The organism is Lentzea sp. NBRC 102530, assembly GCF_030269365.1.
Lineage (GTDB): Bacteria > Actinomycetota > Actinomycetes > Mycobacteriales > Pseudonocardiaceae > Lentzea.
The window spans coordinates 24,155-45,185 of sequence record NZ_BSTF01000033.1 but is presented as its reverse complement, the minus strand read 5'-3'; the positions used below and the strand labels follow the sequence as shown (position 1 = coordinate 45,185).

Here is a 21,031-nt window from a genome sequence, read left to right as displayed (position 1 = left end):
GTGATCCCGCCACCGCCGCCCACCGCCCGACACAGGGGGCAGCAGCGGCGCGATCGCTGCCCACGCACGATCCGTCAACTCACCGCGACCAACCACCGCAGAGAGATACCAGATGCCCAGATCAACGACTTACAGGACAGGCTCTAGTCGAGCAGGTCGAGTTCGGCTTTCGCGCGATCACGGTCCGCGCCGCTCGCAGGGCCGGTGAACAGTTCGAGTGCGTTCGTCAGACACTCGCGGGCTTGGACGAAGTCGCCGGCGTGCCGCCAGGCGATGCCTTCGGTCAGGGCCAGCTCCGCCTCGCTGCGGAACACCGCGGCCTGGTCGTCGGGCTGAGCCGACCGTGCCGCCTGATAGCTTCTCGCCGCTTCGTCCCAGCGCTGCAAGCCCGACAGACAGTCGCCCACGCTCGCCAGCAGCAGTACCCGGGCTTTTCTCTCCATGTCGGGGTTCGTCTCACCAACCCGGTCCTCCAACTCGGCGAGCATCGACCGGTGGACCGCGAGTGCCTCTTCCAACATGCCGACTGCCAGCAGCGCAGCACCGTAGGACACGGCCATCCACGACCTGAAGCCGAAGAAGTCGTAGCTCGCGGACATCTCGTAGGCGATCCGGTTGCGTTCGAGCGCCTCTGGCACCCGGCCGAGGTTGAGCAACACCAGGCCGGACGCGCAGTTCGCGACCATGACTCCCCGGTGGTAGCCGTTCTCCTCCGCGATCTCGATCGCGGAGGAGAGAGTCGCGAACGCGAGTTCGTGATCATGGGTGATGAAGCTCTGCAGCCAGCCCACCTGGTTGAGCGAGTCGACGACCTCGTCCTGCGACCGCAGCGCCCGTGCGGCCTCCAGTCCGGCGGAGTGGACGGCGAGCCAGTCGTGTTCGACTTCGCGGCTCTGGGCATAGCGCTGGACGTACCACGAGAAGTCGAGGACTTCGCGGTGCCAGCCGAGTGACGCCGCGGTCTGCAGTACCGGGAACCACGTGGTCGCCTCCTGCACCAGCCAGCTGTGCGCTTCTTCCAGCGAACGGAACGGGCTGTCAGCAGGCACGTCACGGACATCGGCGAAGAACAGCTTTCCCGCCGCGACACCCCGGTCGAGCACGTGGTGATAGAGGCTGTTGCGCAACTGGTCTCGGATGTCCGCCGGTTCTTCCGCGGCGAGACGTTCTCGGGCGAAGATCCGAATCAGGTCGTGGAACTTCAGGCGGTTCGAGACCGACGTGACGGTCAGGAACGAGGCTTCCACGAGATCGTCTAGAACCAGTCCGACTTGGTCAACCCGCAATCCGCAGACCAGCGCCGCGAACTCGTCGTCGAAGTCCGCACCGGGGATCAGCGCGAGACGGCGGAACACCGCCTGCGCCTGCGCAGGCAACTTCTCGAAGGAGATCGTGAACGCGGAACGCAGCTGAAGGTCGTCCACCGTCAGCGAGTCCAGCCTGGAGCGTTCGTCACGCATCTGCTGCACGATCGCGGCGACGGAACGTGTCCCGCTGGCGAGCCTGTTTCCGATGATCCGCACCGCCAGCGGTAGGTTGCCGCACAACTCCACGAGCTCGGTCATCGCCTCTGGCTCGTTCCACTCGGCCGTTGCGCCGACGATCGAGCTGATCATGGCGACGGACGCCCCCGCGACCAGGACCTCCAGGGGAAGCCAGCGCGCGGACTCCAGTCCGGCGAGCGCACGGCGACAGGTGATGATCGTCAGGCCTTGCGCTCCAGTGCCGAGCAGCGGCCGAACCTGGGACTCGTTCGCCGCGTTGTCGAGCACCACCAGCATTCGCCGGTCGTGGATCAGTGTGCGGAACATGGCGCCGCGTTCGTACTCGTCCGCTGGGATGCGGTTCGACTGCACCCCGAGCGCTGTCAGGAATCGTTCCAGGGCGGCGCCGGTGGTCAGCGGCTGGTCGTCGACACCGCGAAGGTCGATCGCGAGGCACCCGTCGGGGAAGCGCGAGGCGAGGCGATCGACGGCGGTCGCGGCGAGCGAGGTCTTGCCCACCCCGGGGGGACCTGAGATCACCACGACCCCTCCGGTTTCCGCCTCCCGCGACAGTTGGTCGAGCTCCGCGTTCCTGCCGAACAGCTCAGGCACGCTGGGCAGTCCGTGCAGCGTCGTTACACCGGACGCAGCATCAGGAACCGACCGGCGCCGTGCTCTTCTGGCGAGTGACAGGAAAGACTTCCGCTCGTCCGGAGACAGCCGGAGTGCGGTCGCGAGCAGCTCTGTCGAGCGTGCCTGCGGTGCCGACGCACGTTCGCGTTCAAGATCACGCAGGGCGCGGATGCTCATTCCGGAGGCGCGCGCGAGTTCGGTCTGTGACAGGCCCGCCACGGTTCGATATCGGAGTAGTTGCTGGCCGAGTGACAGTTCATCGATCGAATCGGACATCTCGATCCCTCCGCCGATGGGCTCTACGACACGCCTATCGGCAGAGTAACGTCCGTTGATACAAATGCTCGGGTGCGTCTCGACTACGGTCGGTCAGCCATTCCTCTGACGTCTGTTGTTCTTCGACCACAAGCGCCAGGCGCGCGGGTCCTCCGGGCTCTGCTCGCGGCCAGCCTCGCTCATCTTCAATCGCACCCGCGCGCCGCCGAGCCGTCCCTTGTCGACGATGATGCGGCCACCGGTCGCCTCAACGGCCGATCTGGCAATGTCGAGGCCGAGGCCGGTCGATCCGCTGCCGCTCGTTCCCCTGCGCAGGGCACCACTGGGATCGGCGACACCCGGCCCGCCGTCCTCCACCACCAGTGTGATCCACCCCGCGTGCCGCACGATCTCGACCGCCACCGGCGCGGACGGAGGTGTGTGCTGAAAAACATTTGCCAGGAGAGTGTCGACGACCGCGTCGACGTCCTCCCGGCTGAGCGGGACAGCGGTCGGCTCATCCGTGAGCGCCACGTCGAGGGACCGCTTCTGGGTTTCGGCATAGGACGACCAGAACGACATGCGTTCCTTGACAGCGGCGGTCAGATCGCAGCTCGGTGCTGTCGTCGCCGTCTTGCTGGGGCGAAGGGAGTGGATGATCCGGTTGACGTCCCGTTCCAGCGCGCCGATAGACGCGCGGATGCGATCGGCCGTCTCCCCGGACTCGATCGCGTCGGCGTCGAGGCGCAGCGCGGTGAGCGGAGTGCGGAGCCTGTGGGACACGTCCGCGACCATCTCTCGTTCCTTGGAGAGCAAGTCCTCCGTGCGGTCGGCAGCCGCGTTGATCGCTTCCGCGAGTTCCTGCAGCTCGTGTGGCCCGTTCACCTGCACGCGGCCTCGGCCGTCTCTGGCTACCTCGGTCAGCATCGTGAGCGCACGAGTGACAGGAAGGAGAGGACGTACGAGGAGGGGCACCGAACCCGCCACGGCCGTCACGGCCGCGACCGCCAGAACAGTGATGGTGATACCGGGGAGGTGGGCGGGCGTGGCGACCACCGACACAACGGCGTCGTTGCCGTCCTCGGCACGGGCAGGCAGCGAGAAGGCGGGGGCACCGCTGCTCATGCCCAGTACGGTGCCATCGGCGAGCCGCACCTCCAACCGCCCGCTCCTGCCGGCCGAGGTGCGGCCGATCGCCGCCCGAATGACATCCGCGTCCGAGGTCGCGCTCAGCACCTCCGCCACGATGGTCGCGTCGCGGGTGTCTCTTTCGTGCGCGAGGTCGTGCTCGTACCAGACCACGAGCGCGACGGTCAATACCACGAGGGCAGCTGCCACAGCGCCACACGCGCGGAAGTACGTGTAGGTGGCGAGACGTCTCATTCGGGTTCCGTGAGGCGGTAACCAACCCCGCGGATCGTGTGCAGGTAGCGCGGTGCGGCCGCAGTCTCGCCAAGCTTGCGCCGCAACCACGAAGTGTGAACGTCGATCGTCCGGTCGTCCGATGTGGACGCGTGGTCCCAGACCGCATCGAAGAGCTCACGCCTGCTGACGACGTGACCGGGCTTCTTCGCGAGGTAGGCGAGCAGATCGAACTCCCGCCTGCTGAGGTCGAGCATCACGCCAGCCAGGGTCGCGTGGCGCCTGCTCAGGTCGACGCGGAGGTCACCGAGTTGAATGATGTCATCAGCTTCGTCATGCGTGGAGGCGGGCTTGCTACGACGAAGCAGCGCGTTGATCCGGGCGGCGAGATGTTTGCTGGAGAACGGCTTGACGATGTAGTCGTCAGCCCCCGCGTTCAGCGAGCGCACGACCGAGCTTTCATCGCCACGTGCCGTGGCGACGATTACCGGGACGTTGCTCACACTGCGAAGCATTGTCAGTGCGACGACACCGTCGAGATCGGGCAAGCCGAGGTCTAGTACCACGATGTCGAGTTCGCTCGCAGCTGCTTCCTGCAACGCGGCTGCCGCGGTGCTCACGGCCTGCGTGACCAGCCCGAGCCCACGCAGTGCTTGCACCAGCGCAGCCTGAACCGCCGGATCATCCTCGACCACAAGCGCGTTCGGCATGGCAGGAGCGTAGGTTCGACCTGGGTTGCCTGTTGGTTAATTAGGGGTTTCCGGACAGGCGAACATTCCCTAACGCCCCTTATTGCGATCGTTCTCAGCTCTTAGGACTCGGTTAAGGCCAGCCAGCCTAGGTTTTCAGCCACACCGCGACTTGCGGTGCCCTGGTTCACACAGTGTCGTGGAGTTGGTTGTGGCGGAACTCGTGCTTGCCGGACTTGGCAAGGCTTACGGCGACGGCACTCGTGCCGTGACGAACCTCGACCTGAACATCCGGGACGGCGAGTTCCTCGTTCTGGTCGGGCCGTCAGGTTGTGGGAAGACGACTGCCCTGCGGATGATGGCGGGCCTCGAAAGCATCAGCGAGGGTACGATCCGCATCGGCGAACGCGTGGTCAACGACGTGCCGCCGCGTGATCGAGATGTCGCGATGGTGTTTCAGTCTTACGCGCTCTACCCGCATCTGAACGTCTACGACAACATCGCGTTCGGCTTGACGTTGCGCAAGATGCCGAAGAAGGACATCGATCAGCGAGTGCGGCGAGTCGCCGAGGTGCTGGAGCTTTCCGACCATCTTGATCGCAAGCCCCGCAACCTGTCGGGAGGGCAGCGCCAGCGGGTCGCGATGGGACGGGCGATGGTGCGGGCGCCGCAGGCGTTCCTGATGGACGAGCCTCTGTCCAATCTGGACGCGAAGCTGCGCGTGCAGATGCGTGCCCAGATCGCGCGAATGCAACGCGATCTGGGCGTGACCACCGTCTACGTGACGCACGACCAAACAGAAGCGATGACGCTGGGCGATCGTGTCGCGGTGATGAAGCGAGGCGTGCTGCAACAGGTCGGCCCGCCTCAGGAGCTCTACGACCGGCCGGTGAACCTGTTCGTCGCGGGGTTCATCGGATCTCCCGGCATGAACCTGTTCGTCGCGAAGCTGGTCGAGGACCAGGACGGCCAGCACTGGGTGACGCTCAACTCGGATGCCCTGCGACTGCCGGAGTCGGTGCTGCACGAACGCCCGGCGCTGGCGAAGTACGTTGGCCAGAACGTCGTGCTGGGAATCCGTCCTGAGGACATGGAGGACGCGGCTCTCGTCGACCAGGTCGAGGGGGCGCTCCTGCACTCGGTCGCCGACCTCGTGGAGGCGATGGGCTCCGACATCCTCGTTCACTTTCCGGTGGACGCCGAGGCCGCCGACACCGACGACACCCGCGCGCTCGCCGAGGACTCCGGTGCGGACGATGTTGCGGGCGCCGGCAAGGGCACAGTCCTCGTGGGGCGGTTCAGCCCGCGTTCGCGCATTTACGAGGGACAGCAGGTCGCGACCTGGGTCGACACCTCACGGCTGCACTTTTTCGATCCGGCTACCGGCACCGCTATTTGGAACGAGGAGATTTCATGAAGAGACGAAGCATGATCGCGGCGTTGTGCGCGCTGGCCTTTGCCGCGACCGCCTGTGGTGCCAGCACGGCCGGCGGTGACGGTGAACTGAAGGGCCAGTCCGCCGACATCATCGGCACCTGGTCGGGTGAGGAGCAGGTGCGCTTCGAGAAGGTTCTCGCCGCGTTCTCAAGAAAGACCGGGGCTCAAGTCAGATACACAGGAGCGGGTGACGAACTGCCGACCGTGGTCCAGACCAGGGTCTCCGGAGGCACTCCGCCCAGCGTCGCGCTGGTGGCACAGCCCGGATTCGCAGCCCAACTCGCCAAGTCTGGTGCCATCAAGCCGGTGAGCGCAGAGGTCGAGGAAGCCGTCGGCGACAACTACGCGCCGATCTGGAAGACTCTCGGCAGTTTCGACAAGAAACTGTACGGCGTCTACTTCAAGGTCGCCAACAAGTCGACCGTTTGGTACAACAGGAAGGCGTTCGAGGACGCCTCCCTCTCGGTGGAGCAGCCCGCCTCGTGGGAGAAGTTCCTCGAAACCTCCCGTGCGCTCGCGGACGCGGGCGTGCCCGCGGTGTCCGTCGCGGGCGCCGACGGCTGGACACTCACTGACTGGTTCGAGAACGTCTACCTGCGCAGCGCGGGCGCGGAGAACTACGACAAGCTCGCCAAGCACGAGCTTTCCTGGACCGACCCGTCCGTGCGCGTGGCGTTGCAGGAGCTGGCGAAGCTGTTCGGCGATCAGCGGCTGATCGAAGGTGGCGCGTCAGGCGCGCTGCAGACCGAGTTCCCGAAGTCGGTCACCAACGTGTTTGGCGAGCCGCGCAAGGCGGCGATGGTGTTCGAGGGCGATTTCGTCAGCGGCGTCATCAACTCGAGCACCAAGACCGTCGTCGGCGGTGACGCGACGTTCTTCTCATTTCCCTCGGTGAACGGAAGTGCCCCCGCGGTGGTGACCGGTGGGGACATGGCCGTCCAGTTCAAGGACGACGAGGTGACCAACGAGCTGATGAAGTTCCTCGCCTCGCCTGAGGCAGGCTCGGTGTGGGCCGCCGAGGGAGGGTTCCTCTCGGCGAGCAAGGGAATCGAACCGGCGTCGTACCCCGACGACGTCACGCGTGAGCTGGCTCAGCGCATCCTCGACGCTGGCGACAACGTTCGGTTCGACCTGTCCGACCTCACTCCCGCCGCGTTCGGTGGCAGCAAGGGCACGGGCATGTGGAAGGCGTTGCAGGACTTCCTCGCCGATCCTAAGAAGATCGACGAGACGATGGAACGCCTTGAGACAGCAGCTGTGAAGGCGTACGCGCCGTGACCCATGCCCTGCGCGGGCGTCGCAGCGTGGCCGAGCCGGGGCGATCCCCCGGCAAGGCCGTGCTGTTCCTCCTGCCCGCACTGCTGATCCTCGGTGCGCTGGTCGTCTATCCGCTCGTGTACTCGTTGTTCCGCAGCTTCTTCGACGCGAGTGGCAGCCGGTTCGTCGGTCTGAGCAACTACGTGGAGACGTTCACCGACCCGAGGACGCTGATCGCGTTCCGCAACAACGTGATCTGGGTGGTCGTCGCGCCCGTCGCGGTGACGTGTCTGGGCCTGATCCTCGCGGTGCTCACCGAACGTATCCGGTGGGCCACCGCGTTCCGGCTGATCCTGTTCATGCCGATGGCGATCTCGCTGTTCGCGTCAGGGATCATCTTCCGGCTCGTCTACGAGGAGGACCCGGAACGCGGTGTCGTGAACGCGGCGATGGTCGGTGTCCACGACGTGTTCGCCTCGCCGTCGCCCTATCCCGGCGCGCGTCCGCGTTCAGAGTTCGACGCCAGTGAGGACGGATACACCGGTACCGCCACGGTGTCTCGCGGGGGAGTGGTGTCGCTGCCCCTGGTCGGGTACTCGCGCCAGCAGTTGCCCGACAGCGCGCGGCCCGTCTCCCAGCCCGAAGCGGGTGGCACCGAGGTGCGCGGGGCCGTGTGGCTGGACGTATCGGCGGGTGGCAGGCCTGGTCAGATCGACCCCGCCGAGCTCGGGTTGCCGGGTCTCACGGTCGAGCTGCTGCGCGACGGAGCCGTGGTGTCGAAGACGATGACCGGTGACGACGGGCGGTTCACCTTCCCCGACCTCGGACCAGGTGAGTTCTCGGTGCGCCTGCCGGCCGACAACTTCGCGTTGCCGTTCCGTGGCCTGACCTGGCTCGGTCCGACACTGGTCACCCCAGTGATCATCTCGTCCTGGATCTGGATCATGACCGGTTTCGCGATCACGTTCATCGCCGCTGGGCTGTCCGCGATTCCCCGTGACGCCCTGGAAGCGGCGCGGGTGGACGGGGCGACCGAGTGGCAGGTGTTCAAGCGGGTGACGGTGCCGCTGCTGGCACCGGTCCTGCTCACCGTGTTCGTCACGCTGGTGATCAACGTGCTGAAGATCTTCGAGTTGGTCTTCGTGATCGCGCCGGGGTCCGTCCAGGAAGAGGCCAACGTGCTGGCACTTCAGATGTGGCAGGTGTCGTTTGGCAGCGGTGGCGATCAGGGCGTCGGCAGCGCGCTGGCGATCATCCTCTTCCTGCTGGTCGCCCCGGCCATGCTCTACAACATCCGCAGGTTCCGACGGGAGCGATCGTGACCACCGTGCTGTCTCACGAGAAGCGTGAAGTTCGCGTCGTCGACGTTCCGGTGACCGGCTCGCCGAAACGCGGCCCGCTCACCCGGTTCGTCTCGAATCTCGGCAACGGCGCGGTGCAGGTAGGACTCGCGGTGGTCGCGGTGTTCTGGCTGATGCCGGTGTTCGGGCTGCTGGTCGCGTCGCTGCGCAGCGAACAGGCCAACACCGCGAGCGGCTGGTGGACGATCTTCACCAAGCCCGCCGAGCTCACCCTCCAGAACTACGCTGAGCTAGCGGGGAACGAGACCATCTGGCGTTCGTTCCTCAACACCGTGTACATCGCGGTGCCCTCGACGTTCCTCGTGGTGGTGATCTCCGCGCTGGCCGCGTACGCGTTGGCGTGGATCGAGTTCCCTGGTCGTGACTGGCTCACGGTCACGGTGGTCGGACTGCTGGTGATGCCGATCCAGGTCGCGCTGATTCCCGTGGCGAAGCTGTTCGGGGCGTTGGACCTGTTCGGGACCATCGCGGGGGTCGTGCTGTTCCACGTCGCGTTCGGGTTGCCGTTCGCGGTGTTCCTGCTGCGCAACTTCTTCACCGGCATCCCGGTCGACCTGGTGGAGGCGGCGCGGATGGACGGCGCCACCGAGTGGGTCGTGTTCCGCCGCGTGATCCTGCCGATCGCCAAGCCCGCGCTGGCCTCGCTCACGATCTTCCAGTTCCTCTGGGTGTGGAATGACCTGCTGGTGGCGCTGGTGTTCGCCGACCAGGACTCCGCGCCGATCACGGTGGCGCTGAGGTCTCAGCTGCGGCAGTTCGGTGCCAACATCGACCTGCTCTCCACCGGGGCGTTCCTGTCGATGGCGGTGCCGCTGGTCGTGTTCCTCGCGTTCCAGAAGTACTTCGTCCAGGGAGTGCTCGCGGGTTCCACCAAATAGGTTTGGTCGCCAGCGAGACGACGGCGCGCGGTCCCGGGGGCCTCTCGGCCGCGCGCCGCCGTCGCGATGACGGCTTCCGAAGATCGCGATGAGATGCCCCACCGAGCGTGCACCGCCAGGCCGATGATCATCTGTCTGATTGCAACGAAACGGACGCTTCGCGGCAAGTGTCCTTGCCACCAGCGACAGGAAGGAAGTGCACTGTCGAGTATGAGGGATCCGCATGTTTCGCAGCAGCGAGAGCAGAGATCGGCTTTCGGACAGACCCTTCTGCGGCATCGAACGGCGGCAGGACTGTCACAAGCGGCGTTGGCACTGGCCTCGGGCATGAGCGTGCGAGCGCTCAGGGAACTGGAACGTGGTCGTGCGGCCGCGCCGCAGGAGCGTTCGACCGACCTTCTGGCTGATGCCCTCGGTCTCACCGGGGACGAGCGGGTGTCGTTCGTGATGCTGGCGAAGCAGGGACGCCGCCGGTCAGCGGAAGCGGAGAGCAGGGCGATGTTGTTTGCGCTGCCCAGCGCGCCGACGCTGGTCGGGCGGGAAGCCGAGCTTCGCGGGCTGAGCGAGCAGGCCGCTACGGGTGGCGTCATCGTCATCACGGGACCTCCTGGCGTCGGGAAGACGACGTTGGCGGTGGCGGCCGCAGGACATCTCGAAGCCCGGTTCCCTGACGGATGCCTCGCTGTCGATCTGCATGGTGTCGACAGCCAGCCGGTGAACGCCGGCGTCGTTCTCGAACGAGCGCTGACCTCGCTGGGCGTATCCCCAGAGCGGATGCCCGCGGCGCAGGACGACCGCGGTTCGCTGTTCCGAACCTTGCTGCGGGACCGGCGTGTTCTGCTGGTTCTGGACAACGTGCTCGACGAGACGCAGGTCAGACCACTGCTGGCCAACAGCGAGCACAGCCTGACGATCGTGACATGTCGCCGGAAGCTGACCGGTCTGGACTCGGCGCACTGGGTGCCCCTCGACATGCTGTCCACGACGAAGGCGGTGGACCTGGTCGCGTCGATCGTTGGCCGACAGGTGGTCCAGGCCGAGCCGGAGGCGGCCCAGGAGCTCGTGACCCTCTGCGGAAATCTGCCGCTCGCGGTGCGGATCGCCGGCAATCGCCTTGCCACGAGGCGCCGAGGGTCGATCGCCCACCTCGTCGGGCAGCTGCGGGACGAGCGGAACCGACTGGACTCGCTGTCGGCAGGCGACCTGCATCTCAGGTCGGCGTTCGCGGTCTCACTCCAGATGTTGTCGGCGCGCGAGCGGGCTGTGTTCCGCCGCCTCGCCGTCATCCCCGGATCTCACTTCGACGACGAGCTCGCCGCCGTGGCGACCGGTGAACCCGCGGACGAGATCGGTGCGGTACTCGACGCATTGGTGGAGGTGTCGCTGATCAACATCACGACCGCGCCGGTGCGCTTCCAGTTCCACGATCTGCTTCGCCTCTTCGCGCGTGAGAGTTGGGTCGAAGAGGAACCAGAGCACGTGCGGGACCAGCTTCGCGATGCTCTGTACACCCATGTCCTCAGCCAGGGCACGGCAGCGGGCACACTGTTTCTTTCCGGTGTGCGTGAGGCGCCGGAAGGGGGCCCGTTCCAGTCGCAGCGGGAGGCGGCGGCCTGGCTGGACGAGCAAGCTACGACGTGGATCGCTGTCAGCAAGGAAGCGGCGGCACTGGGCTGGCATCAGAAGGTGCACGCATTTGTGTGGTCGTTGCACCGCTACATGCTCGGACGGGAGTTCAAATCCCGGTGGGACGAGGTCTTTCTGCTCGGCCTCGAAGCTGCCAGGAAACTTGGCGACAGCGTCAAGGAGGTCGAAATGCTCAGTGTCGTGGGATGGACGCAACACGCATCGGCCGATGACAGCGAACGCGCACTTACGACCCTGAAAGAGGCACGAGTTCTGGCCAAGAAGATCGACTACCAGAGGATCGTGGCGTCATCACATTCGAGCAGCGGTCTGGTACTCGCGAGTCTCGGGCGAGCGGAGGAGGCGATCGAGCACAGCAGGCTGGCCTGTCAGCTGTCGGCCGATCGCGACTTCTTCGAGGAACGGATCTGGATGTCTCTCTCGCTGAGCACGACGCTGCTGGCCGCGAGCGAGTTCGACGAGGCGCTGGACCTGCTCGGAGCGCTGCGCCTTGAGCTGGACAGCCGGCGCACCCAGACGAACCAGGAGTTGGCGACCAAGATAGGCGTGCATCTCCTGCTGCTGATGGGTGACTCTCTCAGCGGTCTGAAACGCTGGCCAGAGGCAGCCGAGGCATATTCGGAGGTGCGCTCGCATCCGGCGGTGAGACAGGCGGGCTATCGCAGTGAGTGGGAACTGGCACTGAACGAGGGCACGGCATGGCGCAACGCGGGCGATATCGACCGCGCGCGAACATGCCTGACCTTCGCCCGAGCCAAGCTCCACGGACCGGCTGACCACGACGAGAGAGAACGTGTCGACGCCGAGCTGGCTCTCCTGCCGCAGTGACGCGACTGCGTTCCACCGCTCTGCCGGGTGGTGCCGAGCGATGTTGCCGGACACCGAATCGCCGTGGTCCGGCATCTCGATCGAGATGCCGCACCACGGCGATCGGACGATCAGCACTTCGGGCTCTGCTTTCCGGGGGACGGCCTGCCGACTGGTAGGACAATCAGGTTCCATTGCGGTGACAACGCCCGCGGTGCGTTCGCGTGATCTGTCGGCTGGTCGCGCCGATCCGATCAGGGGCGCGATCAGCGCCGGGTGAACTTCCACCGCTGCGCGTTTACGCCGCTTCCACACGTGCTTCCGACGGAGAGGTGGTTGACGTCAAGGCAGGACCTGGCCCAGTTCGTCCTGTCGGTGAACGCCTGAAGTCTGACGTCCTGCCAGGAGGAGCCGACGCCGTCCCAGTAGATCTTGTTCGTGCCGTTGGCACCCTCGACGGCCATGTAGATGCCACCCCAGGTGCCCAGCTGGTCGGCCCGGTAGTACGCGACCAGGTAGCGGTTCGTCGCGTGGTGGCGGATGGTCACCTGGTCGTAGCCGTTCGGGGTGTTGCCGGTCGTGTTGAGAATCCAGCTCTGTTCCGCGTCGGTCCAGTTCCAGTTGCAGCCGGACAGTCGCAGGACGCTGCCGTTGCTGGCGAGACACATCCCCGGTCGGTCGATGCTCTCGATGCGGTTCTCTCCGAGGTAGACGGCGGAGGCAGACGGTGCGACCAGCGTTGAGGCGAACAGTGCTGCGAACGCGAGGGTCGCGGTCTTGATGAAGCGACGGGCGGTGAATCGGTTGGTCGTCATTTTGACTCCCGCAAGCAAGGCGCGGACAGGGTGGGGTGATCGGGACTGTTGAGGTTCCCTTAGTGCGGAGGAAAGGTAGCTCGAACGTGTCGGCTCAGAGCAGTGCAGGTTGCTTCAGAGCATCAAACGTGTAGCTCCTTGTGCCCGAACACCTCTCGGCTGGACACGTTGGTGTGAACACGGTCCACGCTTAGGTGTTTAGGCAAGGTGTTGGTACGTAGGCATGTTCAGGGCGCTGCCGCGTGTTCCGCGCGGTCTCTGACCAGGCACGGACTCGCCTGAGGCGGGTGACTGTCTGCCTGGGACGCCTGCAAAGGTCGTTCAGCGCTGACGGCAGCGGGATGACGAAGATGCACGGACTGCCTTGCCCTGTCAACGGCGCGCGAATTTTGACCCCCAGGCGACGGATGAACGCGGACCCCCTGGTGACTGTTGATCTTTAGTCGTTGGTCTTCATGGCCGGTGGGACTCGGCCGAGGTCGCGGTCTTTGAGGCGGTAGCTGTCTCCCTTCATCGAGATGACCTCAGCGTGGTGGACGAGGCGGTCGATCATCGCGGCTGCCACGACGTCGTCGCCGAACACTTCGCCCCAGCGGCCGAACGGCTTGTTGCTGGTGACGATCAGCGAGGCCCGTTCATAGCGGGACGACACGAGCTGGAAGAACAGGTTCGCGGCCTCGGCCTCGAACGGGATGTAGCCGACCTCATCGACGATGATCAGCGGAATCCGGCCCAGCTTCACCAGTTCCTGCTGCAGCCGACCGGCCTGATGGGCCTCGGCGAGGCGGGCGACCCACTCGGCGGCGGTGGCGAACGCGACCCGGTGCCCAGCCTGACAGGCCCGGATCCCGAGCCCGATCGACAGGTGCGTCTTGCCGGTTCCGGGAGGGCCGAGGAACACCACGTTCTCTTTGCCCGCAATGAAATCCAGCGTGCCGAGGTGCGTGATGGCCTCACGCTTGAGTGAACGCTGGTGGTCGAAGTCGAACTCCTCCAACGACTTGCGAGACGGGAACCGAGCGCCGCGGATGCGGCCCTCGCCGCCGTGCGACTCGCGGGCGGCGACCTCACGCTGCAGACAGGCCGCCAGGAACTCCTCGTGCGTCCAGGACTCCGCGCGGGCTCGTTCGGCCAGCCGCTCGACCGCCCCGGCCAACGAGGGCGCCTTGAGCGCCCGTGTCAGGTAGGCGATCTCGCTGGAAACGTTGCGGCCCTTGATATTCGTGCTCTTGGCGGTCATCAGGCGATCTCCTCGCTGCCCGGCAGAATCTCGTGGTCGAGGTCGAACATGCGGTCGTAGTCGGCCAGGCTGCGGTGCTCGACATCGGTGTCGATGGCCGGGACCGCGACCAGCCGGCGTGCCTGCCGCAGCTCGCTCGCGGCGGCCGCGTGCAGCGGATCGGTGATGCTCTGGTGATCAGCCCAGCAGCGCTCGTGCCGAGCCACCTCGTTGCCCTGCAAGGTCACGACCACCTGCTCGAGATCAGCGACGATCTCGACCCTGCGGCTGACCGCGACCGGATGCACCGAGTAGTCGTTGGAATCAACCCGCACGTAGTGATCGCGCGGCAGCCGGGTGGTCAACCGCCACCCGGTCACTGGAGCGACCGGCGGCAACTCGAGCATCGACGCCTTGTCTGCCGCCCACCGCTCGATCGGACGGCAGCCCAGCCTGCGGTGCTGACGCTGGTTCGCGCGCACAAGCCACTCGGCAAGCTGGGCGTTGAAGTCGGCCGGCGAGGTGAAGCCGCGGCCGGGCAGGAACGAGGTCTCCAGATAGCCGTTAGCCCGTTCGACCAGGCCCTTGGCCTCCGGATCGGCTGGGCGGAATTGGATGACCTTGATGCCGAGCGTTCCGCGGAAGGCGTTCATCGCCTCGGTCAGCTGCGGCCGGCCGGCCCGCCACTGCCCGACCGCGGACTCGTTGTCCCAGACCAAAGCCTTCGGCACCCGGCCCCAGCCGTTGATCAGCGCCCAATGTCCGGCCAGCAGATCGGGGCTCTGACGTGACGGGATCATCCGCGCGGTGATCACCCGCGAGTAGCCCGACACCATGACCAGCACCGGCGGCCGCCCTGCCTGCCCGAACCCGAGCGGGACGTCGACCGGCGGGAACCACAGGTCGCACTGCGCGAGCTCACCGAGCTGATACTCGGTCCGGCTGGCCGGATCTGGCGGCGTGAACAGCGGCCGCAGCTCCCGCACCCGGTCCTTGAGCACGGTCATCGACCTGCTCCAGCCGATCCGTTCCGCGATCACCGTCGTCGGCATCGTCGGCCACTGCGCCAGCAGCGCCCGGATCTGCGGCTCGGCCGTGTCCACGATCGAGCCCTTGGCCGGCCGCTGATACTGCGGCGGTGCGTCGGCGGCCAGCGCGCGACGCACGGTGTTCCTGCTGATACCAAGCTGACGGACGATCGCCTTGATCGGCATCCCCTCAGCTCGGTGAAGACGGCGGATCTCCGCCCAGTCCTCCACGTTGAGCACTCCCTACTGTCGACGGGGGTCCGTTTTCACCCGTCGGTAGGGGTCCGTTTTCACCCGTGGCGGATTCGAGTGACCGTCGCAACGTTGCTGGTGATCATGGTGCCAGCGCAGAGTTGAAGATGTCTGCCGGGGTGCGCCAACCGAGTGTCTTGCGCGGCCGGTGGTTGAGGCGGTCCTGGACTCGGTTGAGCTCTTCGGCGCTGTGGACGGACAGGTCGGTGCCTTTCGGGAAGTACTGGCGCAGCAACCCGTTCGTGTTCTCGTTCGTGCCGCGCAGCCAAGGCGAACCAGGATGGGCGAAGAACACGCCTTCGGCGAGGTGCTCGGCGATCTGGTCGTGACAAGCCATCTCCGATCCCTGGTCCCAGGTCAGCGTGAGCCGGGCTGGGGGTGGCATTTGACCAAAGGCGACGGCGAGTGCGTCGCTGACCGCAGCGGCCGCATAGCCATCTGGGAGGTGCACCAACCGCAAGTAGCGGCTGGTGCGGCAAACCAGGGTCGCGATCGCGGAACGGCTGCCTTTTCCGACGATGAGATCTCCTTCCCAGTCCCCGATTCGGGTCCTTTCCGCGACCACGTCAGGACGCAGATCGATCAGTGCGCCGGGAGTAATGAACCGCGGTCGGCGCTGATCCGGGCGACGGCGGCGCTTGCGCAGCGGACGACTGGTGCGCAGACGTCTGGTCAACTCGCGCTGCAACCCGCCGCGCCCGCCAAGGTAGAGGGCTTGGTAGATGGTCTCGTGGCATAGATGCCAGGCGGGCCTGCCGGGAAACGCCACGCGCAGCCAGGCGGCGATCTGCTCCGGACTCCACTCCAGCTCGAGTTTGGCCTGCACGTGAGCCCGCAACTCGACGTCGGCCAACAGCCGGCCTCGGCGTGGACGTCGAGCGCGTTCGCGAGCTCGAGCGTGTGCCATGTGACCGTCGTAAGCCTTGTCGTAGCAAGCGGTGTTGCGACGCAGTTCGCGGCTGACCGTCGACGGTGAACGCCCAAGCTGGACGGCGATCGCTCGCACGCCAAGACCGTCTCGACGCAAAGTGGCGATGCGTTGCCGCTCCAGCAAGGACAGGTACCGGCCCTCCCGATCCTGTTCAGGCAGCGTCAGCGGTGGAAGCCCGCCGTTCTCCGCCCGCCAGCGATATCCCGTCTTGCGACCGATACCCAGTTGCCGGCACACCTCCACCGTGCCCACACCAGCGGCGAGCAGCCGCCAGCACTCCGACTCCATCTCCAACCTGCGCTTACGACCCCGCCTACCCACCAACACCCCACAAATGATCAAGGAGTGTTGCGACAAGATCTAGAACCCGAGCGTCCGGTAGGGGGTCAGTTTTCACGCGTCGCCGACATGCCCACCACGAAACCTGGAGCGGGTGGGAGCGTGATCCCAAGCGAAGGACGCTTTTCGGAACGCAGACGGGCCAGAACGCTTGTCCCCGTTGGCAAAGCGCCATCAAGGTGTCGTGGTTTGCTGCCGCAGCACCAGTCTCGGCCGCTGTGGGAGCGCATTCGCACCAGTTGGCCGGACGTCCAGCGACCGTCCGATTTCACGGGCCGTCTCGGTTCTGGAGCCGATGTTCGGAGGCTGCGAGCCGATTCGGCAGGTTTCGCGCGGTTTGTTCGTAGGCTGGGATGCTGTCACGGGTGTGCGGGACGCCGACACGGGCCGCGAGCACAAGGACCGCGAGCACACGTGACCGATCGTGAGCTCTGCCTACTCGTCTCCGGGAACACCACCCGGCCGCCACCAGGTCTGCCGTCCGCGGGCGTTATCGGCACCGCGTCAAGGTGAAGTCGCGCGACTCCTGGTGATCGCCTGGACGCAGCGTGGCAACCGGCAGCCGTCCCCTCGCGGAGCGGGTATAAAAGTGCATTTCTCGTGGGTGTAAAGACACAGTCGTGCGCTTGAACTGAATGTGCGCCGAGGAGATCGTTATCCGCTCGCCTGGAATGATTCAGTGATACCAATCTGCTGAGGAGCATCGACTTGCGGGCAAGGAGATCGAAAAGGGCTGCCGTCACCGGCATCCTCGCGGCCGTCCTGGTCATCGCGACCGCCTCGCCGGCCTTCGCGCTGTCCAGGGTGGGCTGCGGCGATGTTAGTGATGGCGCCTTCGGTACCAAGTGGGTCCGGATCTGCGAGAAGTTCCAACGCTACTCGAAAATGTGCTTCAAAGACCGCGGCGAGTTGAATGTCTGGATCACCGACATCGACCAGATCTCCACCGGGAACAACGACGGCTGGTTTGAGGAGTACGGCGGCAAGAGGACGTACTTCGGTCACTACCAGAACTTCTTCCTCGGTGGCGGAGGAAAGATCACCAAGATGCACTTCGGTCCCTGATTCGTGAGAGGGACGACTCTTCGTACGCGTTGTGGGCGCCGAACCGCCCGCTGGTGACGTGGGCGGTTCGGCGTCGCTTTTGTGTCGCAACAACGGCCACGCAACGGCTGTGAGCCAGGGCCGCTCGTGGTCGTCGGCGGGTGTGTTTGGGCAGTGGGGCGGTCTTTTCGTCCTGTGGTGGCGGGTTTGGGTTGCGGGGGGAACGGTCTGGTGGGTGTACTGGCCCTGTGCTGTGTCGTTCGCGTGCGGGTACCGGAGCGAGCCGGCGGCGCCTGGGGGAGGGTGTCGCGGCGGTTCCGAAGACGGCCGAGGATGCGTAGCGACAGGCGCGGAGGAAGGCGGCGGCTGGGTCCCGCTCAAGCTTCCGCCGGGTTTCCCTGCCGAATACTTGTTCGGTGGCGTCGGAGAAGTAAGGCGATGTTCGCGAGCAATGCGATGTTCGCGACATCACTGGTGACGTGGTGAAGGGCGAGGACGGACGACCATGAGCGGCAAAATCACGGGCACTGGCGGTTCTGGCAGCGCCGGTGGTGATCCGGCGGGCGGATCGGGGTTCGTGGACCTCGGCCCTGGGAGCGGCGAACTTTCGGTCGACACGGAAAGCATGTTGCGTGGCGCCGGAGCGGTTGATGGCGTCGCAATCGGCCTCGCCGCGCTGAGCCACGAGCTGAAGGCGCTCATCACCTACAAACCGGTAAGCGGAGCGTCCAAGTCGTGGGAATCGTTCTATTCCAACGGCTTCGGACCGTCGCTGAAGGATCTCTCGACATTCGTCTCGAACGCCGCAATCGGTATGCGCGGCTTCGCTGATGGAGTTCGCGACTACACCACTTTTTGCAGCACCGCCGAGGAAAACGCCACACACCTTGCGCATGGCGCCCTGACGCGCAACGACAGGAACACCGGTCCGCAACAGCCACCAGCCGAACGCGCCCCTGTCAGCCCGTGATCAGTGGCGACGACACCCTGTGCGTGACACGAGCGCAGCAGTCGAAGTTGCCGCCGCCTGCGCTACGGGCCTCCGTGCCCGGATTTGCGGCTCGGCCGCGTCCACGATCGAGCCCTCTGCCGCTGAGATCGCGTCGGCGGTCAGCGCCCGCGAGACGGTGGATCTCCGTCTGGTTGGCCGCGGTGCGTCGAACCCTTGAAGGTCCTCTCATGCGTGGGAGGGACACTGGCGGTCACCGATGAAGCACGGCTGTCCCCCTGGTTCCGCCAACCCGCGTTGTGGAGGCACTCCATGAAGTACACCAAGCTCGGTGCGTCTGGACTTGAGGTCTCCCGACTCTGCCTCGGCTGTCTGAGCTACGGTGCGCCCGAGCGAGGCGACCACAACTGGTCGATGGACTATGACAAGGCGCTGCCGTTCTTCAAGCAGGCAGTCGAACTCGGCATCAACTTCTTCGACACGGCCAACGTCTACTCGGACGGCACGTCGGAGGAGATCACCGGCCGCGCCCTGAAGGAGCTCGCCCGGCGCGACGAGGTCGTGATCGCCACGAAGGTCCACGGACGCATGGCGGCCGGACCGAACGGCGCTGGACTGTCACGCAAGGCGATCTCCGCCGAGATCGATCACTCGCTGCGGCGACTGGGTACGGATCACGTGGACCTATACCAGATTCACCGGCTGGACGAGTCGGTGAATCTGGAGGAGACGCTTGAGGCACTGCACGATCTGGTGAAGGCGGGCAAAGCGCGGTACATCGGAGCGTCGTCGATGTTCGCCTGGCAGTTCGCGAAGGCGGTGTACACGCAGAGGTTGCACGGGTGGACGCAGTTCATCTCCATGCAGAACCACTACAACCTGATCTACCGCGAAGAGGAACGGGAGATGCTGCCGCTCTGCGCCGACCTGAACGTGGGCGTCGTTCCGTGGAGTCCTCTCGCACGCGGTCGGCTCACCCGCGACTGGAACGCCACGACGAGCCGGTCCGAGGGCGACGAGACCGCCCTGCGCCTCTATTCGGACTCGGACGCGAACATCGTCTCCTCGGTCGCGGCTCTGGCGTCCGAGCGCGGGCTGCCGCGCGCCCAGGTCGCGCTCGCGTGGCTGCTACGCAACCCGGTCATCACGGCACCGATCGTCGGCGCGACGAAGCCGCATCACCTCCTGGACGCCGTCGCGGCCCTGGACGTGTCTCTGTCGGACGACGAAGCGGCCGGCTTGGAGTCAGGCTACGTTCCTCACGCCATCAGCGGGCACTCCTGAGTCGAGGCGTGCCGGCGGCGTCGCGTTGACGTGAGCGGGCGTATTCGAGGAAAGTCCGGCGGCCGGTCTCGACGTCACGAACAGAACCTCTCGCAAACACATGCCGGCCACGTCGTCAAGACTCAGGTTCAAGAAATGTCCAGATGTGCAGGGATGTTATCCCCGGGGGTGTGGAATACTTCACAAAGTCACCTAAGGAAGCATTAAATACTTGAGCGATGGAGGCATTCCTACTCTTATGAGTTCGCTCCTTCACCCTGATGATCATTCGGAGGATGACATGAAGCGTATTCGTGCTCGAATTGTTGCGGTGATGGTGTCGGCGGCGGCCGTCGGCGCGCTGGGCCTGGCATCCACGGTGGCGGCCTCCGGTCAGTTGGCCGACGGCTGGTGCCCTTACAACTCCTGCCCCAAGTAGTGGTCGGGGTGGTGCGCGGCGCCCCTCCGCGCACCACCCGCCACCTCTGTCTACGATCCCTCCGTACAACCAAATATCCCCTACGGGTACGCATCGCCTCATTGTCAAATGCAGTGAGGCGATTTTGGTTTGCGAGTGCTTTGCGGGCCGCGCCGGTCGTTCTGCTTGCGTCGGATGACAGGCAGCGGCGCGGCATTGCTTGGCCGGGGCAAGGGCTTGAGTGGAGCTGTCGACATAGCTGATGTCACGCCAAGAGCCGCTTCACGACAATGGTGGTCGTGAAGCGGCTCTCAAGCTTTGTGTCGATCTATTTAGATGCTCAGATCCCAATACTGTCCGGCGTCAGCGCTGTTGAAGTCCGATGCCACGGCGGTAGCCGAGTTGTACGATTTGATGGCGAGGCCAGGAGAGTTGAAGCTAGTCGCATCCTGATGGGAAGACATCAGCTGGACATTTCGCCACGTCGTGCCGACGCCGTCGATCTTCGAAAGGTAGCTGCTGCCGGCCGTGTCGGTGTACAGCAGCCCGCCGGTCGGGTTCATCGTGCCGGAAGAGCTGTACCGCCGCTGGACGATGAAGAGCCTGGTTGCCTCGTTCTGGATTCGGATCTGGTCGTGCCCGTTGTAGCCCGTCCCGTAGCCGACCCTCGTGATGATCCACTGGTGGTGGAGGTTCCCCGAGTTGCAGGGAAGCAGATAGACGTCACCGTTGTAGTTGCTGTCGAGGCATTGGCCAGGGAACTGCTTGCTCCGGATCATCGTCCTGTCCCAGGCCAGAGCGGACGGGGTGACGAGCGTCAACGCCAGCAGAGGCGTGACGACGAGGGCGAGAACGCGGAGCAGTCTGACGAAAAGCGGTCGCTGACGCTTCATGGCGGACTCCGGGAGCGGGCGGGCGGGGTGGGTGATGTTCTCTTAGGTCTTCCTTAAGCTGTGGTAGGGA

17 protein-coding genes and 1 pseudogene are annotated in these 21,031 nt (G+C 65.5%); 9 read left to right on the top strand and 9 right to left on the bottom strand.

What is annotated here, in order from left to right:
* Positions 1-143: 143 nt before the first annotated feature.
* The 4 genes and pseudogenes from QSK25_RS44115 to QSK25_RS44105 all read right to left on the bottom strand — a co-directional run bounded on the left by QSK25_RS44115 (position 144) and on the right by QSK25_RS44105 (position 4,444).
* Positions 144-2,096 carry an AAA family ATPase gene (locus tag QSK25_RS44115; RefSeq protein WP_285647566.1) on the bottom strand — a complete coding sequence of 651 codons (1,953 nt, stop codon included), beginning with the start codon at positions 2,094-2,096 and terminating at the stop codon, positions 144-146.
* Positions 2,097-2,195: 99 nt separating this feature from the next.
* A pseudogene (locus QSK25_RS45535) lies at positions 2,196-2,393 on the bottom strand (helix-turn-helix domain-containing protein); the annotation flags it as partial.
* 93 nt (positions 2,394-2,486) lie between these two features.
* Positions 2,487-3,689 (bottom strand): sensor histidine kinase, encoded by a 1,203-nt coding sequence (locus tag QSK25_RS44110; RefSeq protein ID WP_285647564.1) that lies wholly within the window; start codon positions 3,687-3,689, stop codon positions 2,487-2,489.
* A gap of 62 nt (positions 3,690-3,751) precedes the next feature.
* Positions 3,752-4,444 (bottom strand): response regulator transcription factor, encoded by a 693-nt coding sequence (locus QSK25_RS44105; RefSeq protein ID WP_285647563.1) that lies wholly within the window; start codon positions 4,442-4,444, stop codon positions 3,752-3,754.
* 190 nt (positions 4,445-4,634) lie between these two features.
* Here QSK25_RS44105 and QSK25_RS44100 point away from each other — a divergent pair, with 190 nt between their 5' ends.
* The 5 genes from QSK25_RS44100 to QSK25_RS44080 all read left to right on the top strand — a co-directional run bounded on the left by QSK25_RS44100 (position 4,635) and on the right by QSK25_RS44080 (position 11,831).
* The gene (locus QSK25_RS44100) at positions 4,635-5,840 is read left to right on the top strand and encodes an ABC transporter ATP-binding protein (protein WP_285647562.1); all 1,206 of its coding nucleotides are present in this window, start codon (positions 4,635-4,637) and stop codon (positions 5,838-5,840) included.
* Positions 5,837-7,138 carry an ABC transporter substrate-binding protein gene (locus QSK25_RS44095; protein ID WP_285647560.1) on the top strand — a complete coding sequence of 434 codons (1,302 nt, stop codon included), beginning with the start codon at positions 5,837-5,839 and terminating at the stop codon, positions 7,136-7,138. The genes QSK25_RS44100 and QSK25_RS44095 overlap by 4 nt, the downstream gene beginning before the upstream one ends.
* Entirely contained in the window at positions 7,135-8,439 is a 1,305-nt protein-coding gene (locus QSK25_RS44090; protein WP_285647559.1) for a carbohydrate ABC transporter permease, read from the top strand. Before QSK25_RS44095 ends, QSK25_RS44090 begins: the two co-directional genes overlap by 4 nt.
* Positions 8,436-9,356: a carbohydrate ABC transporter permease gene (locus QSK25_RS44085; protein ID WP_285647557.1), complete on the top strand. Its 921-nt coding sequence runs from the start codon at positions 8,436-8,438 to the stop codon at positions 9,354-9,356. Before QSK25_RS44090 ends, QSK25_RS44085 begins: the two co-directional genes overlap by 4 nt.
* A gap of 66 nt (positions 9,357-9,422) precedes the next feature.
* On the top strand, positions 9,423-11,831 hold the full coding sequence (locus QSK25_RS44080; protein WP_352237088.1) for an ATP-binding protein: 2,409 nt from the start codon (positions 9,423-9,425) through the stop codon (positions 11,829-11,831).
* Between the two features lie 245 nt (positions 11,832-12,076).
* On the opposite strand, the gene QSK25_RS44075 is transcribed toward QSK25_RS44080, so the two are convergent.
* The 4 genes from QSK25_RS44075 to QSK25_RS44060 all read right to left on the bottom strand — a co-directional run bounded on the left by QSK25_RS44075 (position 12,077) and on the right by QSK25_RS44060 (position 16,343).
* Positions 12,077-12,625 (bottom strand): ricin-type beta-trefoil lectin domain protein, encoded by a 549-nt coding sequence (locus QSK25_RS44075; protein WP_285647554.1) that lies wholly within the window; start codon positions 12,623-12,625, stop codon positions 12,077-12,079.
* 439 nt (positions 12,626-13,064) lie between these two features.
* Positions 13,065-13,865 carry an IS21-like element helper ATPase IstB gene (gene istB, locus QSK25_RS44070; RefSeq protein ID WP_285647552.1) on the bottom strand — a complete coding sequence of 267 codons (801 nt, stop codon included), beginning with the start codon at positions 13,863-13,865 and terminating at the stop codon, positions 13,065-13,067.
* Positions 13,865-15,112 carry an IS21 family transposase gene (gene istA, locus QSK25_RS44065; protein WP_285647551.1) on the bottom strand — a complete coding sequence of 416 codons (1,248 nt, stop codon included), beginning with the start codon at positions 15,110-15,112 and terminating at the stop codon, positions 13,865-13,867. Before istA ends, istB begins: the two co-directional genes overlap by 1 nt.
* A gap of 94 nt (positions 15,113-15,206) precedes the next feature.
* Positions 15,207-16,343, bottom strand: a complete 1,137-nt coding sequence (locus QSK25_RS44060; protein WP_502881960.1) for an IS30 family transposase — start codon at positions 16,341-16,343, stop codon at positions 15,207-15,209.
* 759 nt (positions 16,344-17,102) lie between these two features.
* Here QSK25_RS44060 and QSK25_RS44055 point away from each other — a divergent pair.
* The 4 genes from QSK25_RS44055 to QSK25_RS44040 all read left to right on the top strand — a co-directional run bounded on the left by QSK25_RS44055 (position 17,103) and on the right by QSK25_RS44040 (position 20,089).
* Complete coding sequence (locus QSK25_RS44055) at positions 17,103-17,459, top strand: hypothetical protein (RefSeq protein WP_285647549.1); 357 nt, start codon at positions 17,103-17,105, stop codon at positions 17,457-17,459.
* 484 nt (positions 17,460-17,943) lie between these two features.
* Positions 17,944-18,408 carry a hypothetical protein gene (locus QSK25_RS44050; protein ID WP_285647548.1) on the top strand — a complete coding sequence of 155 codons (465 nt, stop codon included), beginning with the start codon at positions 17,944-17,946 and terminating at the stop codon, positions 18,406-18,408.
* A gap of 291 nt (positions 18,409-18,699) precedes the next feature.
* Positions 18,700-19,671, top strand: a complete 972-nt coding sequence (locus QSK25_RS44045; RefSeq protein WP_285647547.1) for an aldo/keto reductase — start codon at positions 18,700-18,702, stop codon at positions 19,669-19,671.
* Positions 19,672-19,951: 280 nt separating this feature from the next.
* A complete protein-coding gene (locus tag QSK25_RS44040; protein ID WP_285647546.1) occupies positions 19,952-20,089 on the top strand; it encodes a hypothetical protein in 138 nt (45 codons plus the stop codon).
* Positions 20,090-20,400: 311 nt separating this feature from the next.
* On the opposite strand, the gene QSK25_RS44035 is transcribed toward QSK25_RS44040, so the two are convergent.
* Complete coding sequence (locus QSK25_RS44035; protein ID WP_285647545.1) at positions 20,401-20,961, bottom strand: ricin-type beta-trefoil lectin domain protein; 561 nt, start codon at positions 20,959-20,961, stop codon at positions 20,401-20,403.
* Positions 20,962-21,031: the final 70 nt, after the last annotated feature.